Below are 13144 nucleotides of genomic sequence, written 5' to 3'. Positions count from 1 at the left end.
TTTACTCCTTAACTTCTCTTTTATCTTTATAAATTTTAAAAATTCCATATAGTGTTATAAAAATCCAAAATACTTCTATCAAAAATGAACCTAAATTAAAATGTACGAAAAGCGAGATGATAAGCAGTATAGCTCCTGCTAAATTTATGAACTGATAGCTTAAATCAGCGCTTGTCATCTTGCCAATCTGGAGAAAAAAATATGCAAGCACGATGCAAATCATGCCTAAAAATCCGATAAATTGAAAAATATCCATAAAATCTCTCTGCTCAAAATCAAAACTAATTGTAACATATTAAAAAAATTCTAGTTTTAAAAATTAAATATTATTTACAATAAATTTGTGTAATATTCCAAAAATATATTTTAAATAAAATTTAAATAATTTTTATTATAAGGAGATTTTATGAAGAATAGTTTTCTACTCATGGCTGTGCCGTTTGTGCTAACAAGCTCTTTTGCATTTGATGCAGCAAAAGACAAGGCTAAGGGTGCCTATCCATTTGAGGTTAAAGTTCAGGAATTTAAGCTTCCTGTGGGAATTGACGAAAACGGCGTAATAGACGAAGCTAAACTTGGTGACTCTCCTTATGCAAAAACCGTTATATTTGGCTCAAAGCTATTAAACGAAACTTCAAGATACCTTGGCCCTATGGCAAAAGATGAGAAAAAGCGCTTTGCTGGCAACAATCTATCCTGTTCAAGTTGTCACTCAAAAGGCGGAGTTGAGCCAGGGCACTCTCCTTTCGTAGGAATTACAGCTAGATTTCCTCAATACAACTCAAGAGCAGATCAGGTCGTAACTCTTCAAGACCGCATAAACGGCTGCTTCCAACGCTCAATGTCAGGCAAGCCGATCCCTGCAAACTCAAAAGAGATGCGCGCGATGGTAACTTACATGCACTGGCTATCAACAGGATACGAAGTGGGCGCAAAGGTTAAAGGTCAAGGACTAGTTAAGGCTGAGTATATAGACCGCGCCGCCGATCCTAAAAAAGGTAAAGAAATTTACGCCGCTAGATGTGCTGCGTGCCACGGAGAAAACGGCGAAGGTATGGTAAATCCTGACTTTGCAAACGGCGGAGATTATTATGTATTCCCAGCTCTTTGGGGTAAAGATAGCTATAACACTGGAGCTGGCATGTACCGCCTCATAAAAGGCGCTCAGTATGTCAAATCAACGATGCCTCAAGGCGATGCGACCCTAACTTGGGAAGAGGCTTACGACGTGACAGCCTATATGAACTCACACGAAAGACCGATCAAACAAGGCCGCGAGAAAGACTTCCCTGATCTTGATATCAAACCTATGGATATGGACGTAGGACCTTACAACGACGGATTTGACGAGAACGCTCATAGATTTGGACCTTACAAACCTATGCTTAAAAAATAAATTTTTCTTTGAATAGCTGTATTAATACTAATTTTGTCTTTAAATTTAGTATTAATACGCTAAAATCTCGCAAAAATTTTAAAAAACTAGGCTAAAAATTTTATGGATTTTGAATTTATAGCTGAATTCTATCCTATGTACATAAAGGCTGGGATTCTAACACTAAAGCTCGCATTTTACGGTATTTTAATCTCTATTATTATAGGGATTTTATGTATGGCGACTAAATTTTATAAGATCAAATTTTTAAATCCTATAGTAGACGGATACGTAGAGCTTAGTCGAAATACACCGTTACTTATTCAGCTATTTTTCCTTTATTACGGACTGCCAAAACTTGGAATTAGCCTAAGTTCATTTTCTTGTGCTGTCATAGGACTTGCCTTTCTTGGAGGAAGCTATATGGCAGAAAGTTTTAGATTGGGATTTGAATCGGTAAAACGATCTCAGCTTGAAGCCGGGCTTAGCGTAGGACTAAATCAAAATCAACTTCTTATGTACGTTATATTGCCTCAAGCATTTGGAGTTGCTCTTCCTAGCATAAGCGCAAACATCATCTTTCTACTAAAAGAGACATCAATAGTTAGCATAGTAGCACTTGCTGACCTTGTATATGTAGCAAAAGATATAATAGGCTTATACTACATGACCGACGAAGCGCTATTTATGCTAGTTATCAGCTATCTTATAATTATTTTGCCAACTTCACTTCTTTTAACTTGGCTTGAAAAAAGGATGAAGCGTGCAAGGAGCTAGCATCTTATTTGACGTGCAAAATTTAATGCGCCTTGGCGGAGGACTTATAGTAAGCCTTGAAATCTCTATAATATCGATAGTTATTTCTGTATTTGGCGGTTTATTTATGGGCGTTTTAATGAGTTCAAAAAATAAATTTATATATTGGATTTGCAAAATTTGCCTTGAAATAGTCCGTATTATGCCTACTATAGTATGGTTGTTTATATTTTACTTCGGAGTAAGCAGAGCTTTAGGGCTTCATATCAGTGCATTTGCGGCTTCGCTTTTAGTATTTAGCGTTTGGGGAGTATTTGAGATGATGGATATAGTGCGAGGTGCGATAACTTCAATACCTAAGCATCAATTTGAAAGCGCATCATCACTCGGACTGAATAAGGCTCAAATTTACATATATGTCATCATCCCTCTTGCTATGCGCCGTCTGGTACCTGGAGCCGTAAATTTACTAAGCAGGATGATAAAAACAACCTCAATAGTAGTATTAATAGGAGTCGTTGAAGTCGTCAAAGTCGGCCAGCAGATTATAGAAAATCACGTATTTACAAATAATATGGCGCCGTTTTGGATATACGGCTTTATATTTTTTCTATATTTTATTATATGTTATCCTATTTCAAAGCTTTCAAAGCGACTTGAAGAGAGATGGGGCTAGGAATTTAAATGGACAAATATATCTTACAACTCAAAAATTTGGATAAATTTTACGGACAGACTAAGGCACTTAAAAATATAAATTTAAATGTAAAAAGTGGCGAAGTTGTCGTTATCTTAGGACCTTCAGGTTGTGGCAAAAGCACTACGCTTAGATGCATAAACGGTTTAGAACATATTGAAAATGGAGAGATAATAATCCACAATCAAGTAATCACAAAAGACTTTAAGGACTGGACTAAAATTAGGCAATATGTAGGCATGGTCTTTCAAAGCTATGAATTATTTGACCATATGAACGTAATAGATAATATCCTACTAGGGCCGATAAAGGCACAAAAAAGAGATAAAAAAGAGGTAGAAAAAGAAGCTGACATGTGGCTAGCAAAAGTTGGCTTAAGCAGTAAAAAATACTCATATCCCAAGGAGTTAAGCGGTGGTCAAAAACAAAGAATAGCAATAGTAAGAGCGCTTTGTATGAACCCAGACCTAATGCTATTTGATGAGGTTACGGCAGCCCTTGATCCTGAAATTGTACGTGAAGTACTAGACGTAATAATAAATTTAGCCAAAGATGGCATGACAATGCTAATTGTAACTCATGAAATGGAATTTGCTCGTGCCGTTGCAGACCGCATAATATTTATGGATGCCGGTGAAATAGTAGAAGAAAATACACCTAACGAATTTTTTACAAGTCCAAAAACGGAACGTGCAAAGAAATTTCTAAATCTATTTTCATTTTAATTAAGTATTTGTTAGTCAAATTTATTGCATAATTTATCTTATTTCAATCAAAGGAAAAAGAATGAGAAAATTTATGCTTTCATTTTTGGCAATCTTCGCCACTGTATTTTTAACAGCTCACGTAGCCGAAGCAAACGACACTTTAGCCAAAATAAAAGAGCGCGGATACGTGCGCATAGGAGTTTTTAGCGACAAACCTCCATTTGGATATGTCGATAAAAATGGCAAAAATCAGGGATATGATATCTACTTTGCAAAACGTATAGCAAAAGATCTGCTTGGCGACGAAAGCAAGGTAAAATTTGAGCTTGTAGAGGCTGCTAGTAGGGTTGAATTTTTAGTTGCTGACAAAGTTGATATTATTCTAGCCAATTTTACACATACAAAAGAGCGCGCTAGAGTAGTTGATTTCGCACTTCCCTATATGAAAGTATCACTTGGCATAGTTAGTCCTGAAGGTAAAGTCATAAAAGACATAAACGAGCTAAAAGGCAAAAAATTGATCGTAAATAAAGGAACTACAGCTGATGCGTACTTCACAAAAAAACATCCTGATATTGAGCTTTTAAAATATGATCAAAATACAGAGACATTTGGCGCACTATTAGATAAAAGAGGTGTAGCCCTAGCTCACGATAATGCCCTACTTTTCGCATGGGCTAAAGAAAATCCTGGCTTTGTAGTAGGTATAGAGTCGCTTGGCGATGTAGATGCAATAGCACCTGCAGTCAAAAAAGGCAACAAAGCTCTACTTGAGTGGATAAATAATGAAATAATCGAACTTGGAAAAGAAAATTTCTTTCACAAAGCATACGATGCCACACTTAAACCAATATATGGTGATAGTGTAAATCCGAAATCTCTTGTAGTAGAAGGTGGAAAATTATAACTTTTTAAGAGAAGAATATATAAATTGATTCCCCTTTGCTTGTTTACAAAGGGGGATTTTATTACTGGCAGCTTACATCATTCCGCCCATGCCACCCATTCCGCCCATATCAGGCATTGCTGGCATTGTAGGCTTATCCTCTTTTAATTCGCTTATAGTAGCCTCAGTTGTAAGAAGAAGGCTTGAAACGCTAACCGCATTTTGAAGTGCTACACGCTCAACCTTAACAGGGTCAATGATGCCTGCTTCAAACATATTTACATACTCGCCTGTAGCAGCGTTAAAGCCGAAATTTGCATCTTTACTTGTGCTAACTGCATTTGCAACAACACCTGCGTCAAAGCCTGCGTTTTCAGCTATTTGGCGAAGTGGAGCAGTTAAAGCGCGTCTTACGATAGCCGCACCGATTGCCTCATCGCCACTTAGATCAAGCTTTACTCTTGCGCTTGCTTGGATAAATGCAGCACCACCGCCGATTACGATGCCCTCTTCTACGGCAGCTTTTGTAGCGCTTAGTGCGTCATCTACGCGGTCTTTTTTCTCTTTCATCTCAGTTTCGGTTGCGGCACCTACTTTAATAACAGCCACGCCGCCACTTAGTTTTGCAAGACGCTCTTGAAGTTTTTCTTTATCATAGTCACTTGTAGTCTCTGCGATTTGAGCTTTGATCTGAGTGATTCTAGCATCGATTCCCGCCTTGTCACCTGCACCGTTTACGATCGTAGTGTTGTCTTTATCTATAACAACAGTTGAAGCTTGTCCTAGGTCATTAAGTGTAGCTCCATCAAGAGTTCTACCAAGCTCTTCGCTAATCACTTGACCGCCTGTTAGAATGGCGATATCCTCAAGCATCGCTTTTCTTCTGTCGCCAAAGCCAGGAGCCTTAACAGCAGAGATGTTTAGCACACCGCGAAGTTTGTTTACAACAAGTGTAGCAAGAGCTTCACCCTCGATATCTTCAGCGATGATTAAAAGTGGCTTGCCTGTCTTTTGAATTTGCTCTAATATAGGCAAAAGCTCTTTTAAATTTGTAATCTTCTTATCAAAAAGCAATATATAAGGATTGCTTAGTTCTACTTGCATTTTCTCGGCATTTGTGATGAAATACGGACTTAGATATCCGCGGTCAAACTGCATACCTTCAACCACATTTAGCTCATCGTGGATTGATTTAGCCTCTTCTACTGTTATAACGCCGTCTTTGCCTACTTTTTCCATAGCATCAGCGATTAGATTACCGATAGTAGAGTCTGAATTTGCAGAGATTGTAGCTACTTGAGCGATCTCTTTTTTATCAGTTACTTTTCTTGCCATAGCTTTTAGCTCAGCTATGATAGCAGCTGCTTCTTTATCCATACCGCGTTTTACTTCGATCGGATTTGCACCAGCAGTGATGTTTCTAAGACCCTCTTTAAAGATAGCGTTTGCAAGAACGGTTGCTGTAGTAGTGCCGTCTCCAGCCTCATCGGCAGTCTTGCTAGCTACTTCGCGCACTAAACCTGCACCCATATTTTCAAGCGCATCTTTTAACTCAACCTCTTTAGCTACGCTTACACCGTCTTTTGTGATAGCAGGAGCGCCGAAACTCTTTTGTATAAGCACGTTTCTGCCGCGTGGCCCCATTGTCACTTTTACAGCGTCATTTAGCTTTCTTACACCCTCATATAGCCTATTTCTAGCCTCATCTGAAAAAAATATCTCTTTTGCCATTTCTTATCCTTAATATTTGATTTTAACTTATTTTATAACGCCCAAAACATCATCTAAATTTAGTACAAGATATGTTTTTGCTTCAAGTGTGATCTCTGTTCCAGCATATTTTCCAAACACTACTTCATCGCCCGCTTTTACGCACTCAACTTCGCTGCCCACAGCTAAAACTTTGCCACTTAAAGGTTTTTCTTTAGCATTGTCAGGTATAATAATACCTGTTGCTGTTGTTTTAACGTCCTCAAGGCGTTCAACTAATACACGCTTGCCTAATGGTTGAAAATTCATAATTCATCCTTTTGGTTAATTTTCATTTTTAGCACTCTTTTATTTTGAGTGATGAAAGTATATGATATTTTTTTGAATTTGTCAATAAATTAGTCAAATTCCTTAGTAAAGTTTAGTCTATATAACTAAACTTCCATGAATGTATAAATTAAATGTAAAGGAAAACTATGCGAATCCTAGCTGTCATACTTGGACTTATTATATTGTTGCTTTTTGGCTCTTATATCATCGCTTTTACTGATTTTGGAAACGGGATCGTAAAGCCTTATGTCGAAAATATTATTAAAGAAAAAAGCGGATTTAACGTCAAATTTGACAAATTTCAGATAAGGCCTACAACTATTGATATAGCAACAAATATAAATAGCGAAATAAACGCCAAAGTGGCCGGAGGACTATCGGTGTTTGGTCAAACTCTTGATCTTAAATATGACGTAGTAGTGGATAATCTAGTCTCTCTTGGCGTTGAGCTTAAAGAAAAGATGTTATTTTCAGGAACAGCCAAAGGAAAATTTAACGATTTTAATGCAGATGGAGCGGGAAATTTACTTGGTTCTAGTCTAAAATTTGCAGCAAATTTAAAGGATTATAAACCGCTTGCGCTTATTTTAGATGCGAAAAACATAGAGGTTGATAAGGCTCTGGCTTTAGCAAGTCAGCCGATATACGCTAACGGCAAAATAGATATTGTAGCAAATATAGCGGATGAGAACGGCAAACCAAACGGAACAGCAAATATCGATGTTTTAAACATTAAAACTAATAATGCTTTAATCGCAAAAGACTTTAATATCACATTGCCTTCAAATTTCAATGCAAATGGAGCAATAAAAGCCAACATAAAAGATTGGCTAGTAAATGCCAAAACAGCCTTTGTGACGCCTATAGTTGTAGCAGGAAGCGAAAATACCATGTACGATATCAACTCACAAACACTAAGCAGTGATTTTAGAGTGATGATAGATGATTTGACCAAATTTGAACCTATAATAAAACAAAAAGTCGTAGGTGCACTAAACATTAAAGGAAACACAATCGTAACCAAAAACCAGCTAAAAAACCTTGAAGCTGATATAAATGGATTTGGGGGTAGCGTTAAGGCTGTGCTAAACAACGATAAGCTAACAGCTAAAATAAACTCATTAAAGCTTGAAGAGCTTATCAAGGTTGCGGCACTTCCAGGCTTCGCAAGCGGAGTTGTAAACGGTGACGCTGTACTTAATGATATAAAAAATACAAAAAATATCTCAGGCGGTATTAAACTGACAGCCAGCAACGGCAAATTAAATCCAAGCGAATTTAAAAAGCTTACAAATTTAGATATTGCTAATGGTGTAAATTTTAATCTTAACGCAAATGCTGATGTTAAAAATGGAGAAGCGAAATTTGACGTAAACTTTCTTTCTAATTTGCTAAATTTAAAAGACCTAAAAGGCACCTATGATATTGATAAAAAAGCCCTTACAAGCAAATTTAGTCTAAACTTAGAAGACCTTGCAAAACTTGAGAGCATAGTTGGGCAAAAACTATCCGGAAAAGTCGATATAAACGCAGATGTAAGCGCAATAAACAATCAATTAAAAAGCTTAAATATCGACGGAAACGCGCTTGGCGGAAATATCAAAGCAAATTTAAAAGATGAAAAACTAACAGCAAGTCTAAATTCGCTTCTGCTCAAAGATATTTTTATACTAATAGGCTCTAAGTCTTTAGCAAACGCAACAATAAATGCTGATGTGAATCTAAACGGACTTGATATGAAAAATATAAACGGAACAGCAAAAGTAAACATTAAAGACGGACTGATATACGAGGCTGAAATGGGCAAGATACTAGAAAAAAAGCTTCCATCTGGACTTAAATTTAGTGCCAATACAGATGTAAATATACAAAAAAGCATAGCAAATTTTGACGTAATAGCAAATTTGCTAGCAAATAACGGCAAAAATCTTATTGAAGTAAAAAATACTAAAGGTAGCTTTGATATAAATCAAAACAGCCTAAAAAGCGTATTTGAACTTGATATACCAGAACTTAAAAATATAAGCTTTTTAACAGATCGCGTTCTATACGGACCGATAAATTTAAAAGGAGATGCTCAAAAGCAAGGTGAGAATTTGAGTGCAAATATAAGCTCCAAGCTATTTAATGGAGATCTTAACGCAAATCTCAAAGACAATAAACTTGTAGTAAATTTAACTAAATTTACAGCCAAAGGGCTAACTGATATGTTAGGTTTTGACAATATTTATAACGGAATCGGCGATATGGCTGCAGATTACAACCTTGCCACACAAATCGGTAAATTTAATGTTTTAGTAGATGAAGGAAGACTTGTCAAAAATAATTTTACTCAGACTATAGCGACTTTTACAGGTAGAGATATTACCGATGAAATTTACAGAAACAGCAAAATTTACGGAACTATAGATAAAAATTTAATAGACTTCAATGCCGATATGAATGCTACAAGAAGTCAAATAAACGTCACAAACGGTAAATTTAATACCGTAACAAAAGCTATAAATGTACCAGTAAAGATGAATTATGAAAAAACAGATATAGCTATCAATATAACTGGAGCAAGCGATAATCCTAAGTACAATATTAGCTCTGATTATATCAAAGGCAAGGCACTAAAAGAGCTAGATAGATTTTTAGATAAAAAGCTTGGCAAGTCAAAGAGTGACAGCAATGAAACAAATTCTACCGGCGGAATAAATAAAAATGATGTGATAAAAGATCTTATAAAAGGACTCTTTTAATTAATTATAAATTTGAGTGAAATGAACTTTCACTCAAATTTTACTTATATATTATTTTAGTGAATTAACGTTGTTACAAGCTTGTTCGTTGCCGTATTTGCAACCTTTTGATAAGAGATCTTTGGCTTTTTGCAAATCTTTAGCTACCTTATCCATGCCTTTGCTGTATATAAGACCGCCTTTTAAGCAAGAAACATCATCTCCGTACTCGCAACCTTTTTCATAAACATCAATAGCTATTTTTAAATCTTTTTTGATAGATTTAGTGCCGTTTTCATATAGTCTACCTACAGCACCGCATCCAAAGCCTAATTTATTTTCACAGCTCTTTTTATAAATTTCAAGAGCTTTTTTCTCATCTTTGAGTACTCCTCTGCCATTTTCGTAAAAACTGGCTAGATTGTAGCAGTTAAACATGTGTCCTTTTTCACAAGATTGCTCAAAAGCTTTCGCTGATTTTTCATACTCTCCAGCCAAAACAGCCTCGTCTAAAACAGGACCTACATGACTATCAGAACCCATAGAAAAGGCAAACGAACAGGCTGCCGCCAAACAAAATATAGTTTTTTTCATCCACTCTCCTTGTAATTTATTAAATTTTATTCTAAATCTATATTTTAATAATACAAGCTTGATTTTAGCAGAGATTTTATAAATTTAAAAGTAATTTTATAAGTTTTGCCTAGAAATATTAATTATATTAATGATTTAAATTTACTATAACAAAAATAAATCATTAATGTCTATCTTTTAAACTTATCAAAAAACCACATAAATGCAAATAACAATCCAGCGGCCTTTACTCTATTTTGATCATACATAAAATCTCTAGCCTTATTTACATCTATATAGACAAGCTCGATATTTTCACCATCTATGCCGCCACCTTCACTTACTTTCATACTATCGTTTATAGTGGCATAAAACATGGTTTGAGAATTTCCACCAAATCCAAGCGCTCCATGAGTAACTACTATTTTTTCTGCATCTTTTATCTTAAACCCAACTTCTTCCGCAACCTCTTCTATGATTGTCTCTTTTTCGCTAATCCCTTTATCCATAAGTCCTGCACAAAGCTCGTATGTATAGCCCATTTCATCATAGCTCCTACCCTCTTTTTGCAAGTTGTACCACACAGCCGGACGAAACTGCTTAACTAACAAAAATGCATCCTTTTCCTCGTGATACAATAAAATAGACACGCTATTATGCACTTTTACACAATCCCAATATTTTCGCACTCCATCCATAGAGTACCCAAGTCGATAAGGCTTTATAAAATCAGATTCCTCTAGGTTTAAAACTTCAATATCTTTTATAATAGTATCCATTTGGCAAGTCCTAAAAAGCTAAAAAATCCAACAACGTCGGTAACAGTAGTAAGCAAGACACTTGAGCCGACAGCCGGATCTATATTAAATCTCTTCAAAGTTAAAGGTATTACAGTTCCAAAAAAACCGGCAAAAAAGAAATTCATGAGCATAGCGGCACCTATAACCACGCCAAGCATTGGTCTATTAAACCAAAACGAAGCTACAATACCTATTAAAATAGCAAAAATGATACCGTTTGTGAAAGCTATGCCAAGCTCACGTTTTAAGGCGTGTTTTGCATTTTTAAACTCAATTTCACCTAAAGTCAAACGCCTAACTGTAACAGTAAGCGCTTGGGTGCCAGTATTTCCGCCCATTGAAGCAACTATAGGCATCAAAATAGCTAGAGCTACATAGCTTGCAATAGTATCGTCAAAAAGACCTATTATACTAGATGATACAATTGCTGTAAATAAATTGATAAGCAACCAAATACCGCGAGATCTGGTAGCCTTAAGCAGGCTCTCATCCTCTTCTTCATCCGCATCACCAACGTTTGCAAGGTTATAAATTTGCTCCGTTGCGCTATCTTCTATAAAGTCATGCACATCATCTGTCGTAATACGTCCTAAAAGCACGCCCTTGCTATCAACTACAGGTATAGAGTTTAAGTCATAGTTTTGAACTCTATCTACGACATCCTCTATAGGCTCATTATCCATGGCTACATGAGGTTTATACCTATCTTCTTCGCTTTTTTGAATAATCTCTTTAAGAGTTTTATTAAAATCAAACAGGATTAAATCTTCAAGAGGAATGGCAAATTTTAAAATTTGTTCATCATCTATAATAAAAAGCTGAGAGACGTTTTCTAGTTCGCCATTTTCTTTCTGCTCTCTTAGTCTATTAACGGCTACTTGCAATTTTTCTTTTAGGTTTGCGCTAAAAAGCTCGGTTTGCATATATGCGCCGGCTTCGTTTTCATCATAGCTTCTAATCCTTAAAATTTCCTCTTGATCATCTCTGTCAAGACTATCAAAAACCTCTTTAGCTTTTTTTTCGTCAATATCTTCTATGTATTCTAAAAGCTCGGCAGCGTCGTCACTCTCTAGCTCTTCTATAGCCTCTATAATCTTATCCGTAGGCAGAGTTTCGATGACATCCTTAAGCATATGATCAGGAAGCTCTATCGCAACATCACCTAAAATTTCAGGTTCAAGCTTCTCTATATACTCGGCAAATAGATCTTCGTCATGTTGCCTTACAGTCTTTAGATGCTGGGCTATGTCAGCGGGGCTAAGTTCTTCTTCAATAGTATCGTTTAAATGCGAATCTATGAGCTCTTTGGCTTCGGCTAATTGATCGTTTTCATTCATCTTAATCCTTAAAATTCCACAAAGTTATCAAACGACTCTTCTTTTTCCGAAGTTAATTCTTTATCTAAATATTTTTTTATTTTCGAGTCATTTTCAGCCATAATCTTTTTAAATTCAGCATTTACAGAGCTATCCACGCTACTCTTTTTAATTTTTAGCATACTTTCTGGGTTTATAGCTTTTTGATTTTTATATAAGCCAAAATGCAGATGTGGACCAGTACTCATACCAGTATTTCCAACATATGCCACGAGTTGATTTTGTTTAACTTTAAGACCTGATTTAATGCCTTTTGCAAAGCCGTTTAGGTGCGCATACAAAGTTTCATATCCGCCACTATGTCTTACTATAATTACCTTACCGTAACCGCCCTTTCTGCCTACAAATTTTACCGTTCCATCACCTGCAGATTTTATAGGAGTACCCTTGGGTGCGCCATAATCAACTCCAAGATGAGCCTTGTATCTTTTTAATACTGGATGATATCTTTTGAGCGTGAAGCGTGAGGTTATGCGTGCATTTGCTATAGGTCTTATGAGAAAAAATTTATCATTTTGCTTACCGCTTTTATCATAAAATTTATTCTCCATCCTATATACAAAATGCTGTTTTTTATTCACTTCAATCATTGCAGAGTGAATTTCTGGCATACCAAATACTCGGCCAAGCCTTCTTTTTTGAGTATAAACAATAATCAGCCTATCGTCTTTTTTTATCCTTCTAAAATCCACCTGTCCATTCATGGCAATGCTAAAGGCATTTGCAAGTGCCACACTGCCAGTATGATCTAAAATATCTTGATATGGAGAGACATTTACCTTGATACTTAATACCATATCTTCTACTTGGTATGATATAGGTGTTAGTTGAACTTTAAATTTGTCATGCTCGTCTTTATATATTTGAATTTGAAGCTCTTCATTTATAGGGATTAAAACCTGCTTTATGCTACTATCTTTATCTCTTAAAATTTGATATCTTACGCCCGCCATTATCTCACTTACAGCCTCTTTATCCTCTCTATCCAAATTATAATAAATAGATAAGGGAATGGAATTGCTTTCAAGGAAGGTTAAAAATGTAGCGCCATTTGGCCATATAAGCTCTTCTACACTAGGTTTTGTGGCAAACAGCTGTAAAAAAAATGTCGTAAGAATAAATATTTTTTTTACCATAAGCTCCCCTAGACAAAGAATAGTTGTAATTGTACTTTAAACTTACTTATATTTTGCAAAACTAAAGCGGTTTTA

The 13144-nt window shown here is 35.9% G+C and carries 13 protein-coding genes; 6 read left to right on the top strand and 7 right to left on the bottom strand.

Annotated elements, in window-relative coordinates; genetic code table 11:
• Window position 1: 1 nt before the first annotated feature.
• Window positions 2-256, bottom strand: a complete 255-nt coding sequence (locus CDOMC_RS03660) for a CBU_0592 family membrane protein (RefSeq protein WP_172128015.1) — start codon at window positions 254-256, stop codon at window positions 2-4.
• A 150-nt stretch (window positions 257-406) separates the two neighbouring features.
• Between CDOMC_RS03660 and CDOMC_RS03655 the strand changes: the two genes are divergently transcribed.
• The 5 genes from CDOMC_RS03655 to CDOMC_RS03635 all read left to right on the top strand — a co-directional run bounded on the left by CDOMC_RS03655 (window position 407) and on the right by CDOMC_RS03635 (window position 4442).
• Complete coding sequence (locus CDOMC_RS03655; RefSeq protein WP_172128013.1) at window positions 407-1396, top strand: c-type cytochrome; 990 nt, start codon at window positions 407-409, stop codon at window positions 1394-1396.
• Window positions 1397-1498: 102 nt separating this feature from the next.
• Window positions 1499-2152: an amino acid ABC transporter permease gene (locus CDOMC_RS03650; RefSeq protein ID WP_172128011.1), complete on the top strand. Its 654-nt coding sequence runs from the start codon at window positions 1499-1501 to the stop codon at window positions 2150-2152.
• A 25-nt stretch (window positions 2153-2177) separates the two neighbouring features.
• Window positions 2178-2807 carry an amino acid ABC transporter permease gene (locus CDOMC_RS03645; protein WP_172129634.1) on the top strand — a complete coding sequence of 210 codons (630 nt, stop codon included), beginning with the start codon at window positions 2178-2180 and terminating at the stop codon, window positions 2805-2807.
• 8 nt (window positions 2808-2815) lie between these two features.
• Window positions 2816-3553, top strand: a complete 738-nt coding sequence (locus CDOMC_RS03640; protein ID WP_172128009.1) for an amino acid ABC transporter ATP-binding protein — start codon at window positions 2816-2818, stop codon at window positions 3551-3553.
• Window positions 3554-3614: 61 nt separating this feature from the next.
• Window positions 3615-4442, top strand: coding sequence for a cysteine ABC transporter substrate-binding protein (locus tag CDOMC_RS03635; protein WP_172128007.1), 828 nt, complete (start codon window positions 3615-3617; stop codon window positions 4440-4442).
• Between the two features lie 72 nt (window positions 4443-4514).
• Here the strand turns inward: CDOMC_RS03635 and groL are convergent, their stop codons facing one another.
• Both groL and groES read right to left on the bottom strand, forming a co-directional pair.
• On the bottom strand, window positions 4515-6152 hold the full coding sequence (gene groL, locus CDOMC_RS03630) for a chaperonin GroEL (protein ID WP_172128005.1): 1638 nt from the start codon (window positions 6150-6152) through the stop codon (window positions 4515-4517).
• Between the two features lie 27 nt (window positions 6153-6179).
• Window positions 6180-6440 carry a co-chaperone GroES gene (gene groES / locus CDOMC_RS03625; protein WP_172128003.1) on the bottom strand — a complete coding sequence of 87 codons (261 nt, stop codon included), beginning with the start codon at window positions 6438-6440 and terminating at the stop codon, window positions 6180-6182.
• 167 nt (window positions 6441-6607) lie between these two features.
• Here groES and CDOMC_RS03620 point away from each other — a divergent pair, with 167 nt between their 5' ends.
• Entirely contained in the window at window positions 6608-9205 is a 2598-nt protein-coding gene (locus CDOMC_RS03620) for a hypothetical protein (protein ID WP_172128001.1), read from the top strand.
• A 51-nt stretch (window positions 9206-9256) separates the two neighbouring features.
• On the opposite strand, the gene CDOMC_RS03615 is transcribed toward CDOMC_RS03620, so the two are convergent.
• The 4 genes from CDOMC_RS03615 to CDOMC_RS03600 form a co-directional block, all read right to left on the bottom strand.
• A complete protein-coding gene (locus tag CDOMC_RS03615; protein WP_172127999.1) occupies window positions 9257-9778 on the bottom strand; it encodes a tetratricopeptide repeat protein in 522 nt (173 codons plus the stop codon).
• Between the two features lie 170 nt (window positions 9779-9948).
• A complete protein-coding gene (locus CDOMC_RS03610; protein WP_172127997.1) occupies window positions 9949-10536 on the bottom strand; it encodes an NUDIX domain-containing protein in 588 nt (195 codons plus the stop codon).
• Entirely contained in the window at window positions 10521-11894 is a 1374-nt protein-coding gene (gene mgtE, locus CDOMC_RS03605; RefSeq protein ID WP_172127995.1) for a magnesium transporter, read from the bottom strand. The genes CDOMC_RS03610 and mgtE overlap by 16 nt, the downstream gene beginning before the upstream one ends.
• Before the next feature lie 8 nt (window positions 11895-11902).
• Window positions 11903-13069: a peptidoglycan DD-metalloendopeptidase family protein gene (locus CDOMC_RS03600; RefSeq protein ID WP_172127993.1), complete on the bottom strand. Its 1167-nt coding sequence runs from the start codon at window positions 13067-13069 to the stop codon at window positions 11903-11905.
• Between the last annotated feature and the right edge of the window lie 75 nt (window positions 13070-13144).

The organism is Campylobacter sp. RM16192, assembly GCF_004803855.2.
Taxonomy (GTDB): domain Bacteria; phylum Campylobacterota; class Campylobacteria; order Campylobacterales; family Campylobacteraceae; genus Campylobacter_A.
This window is presented reverse-complemented; position numbering and strand designations above follow the sequence as displayed.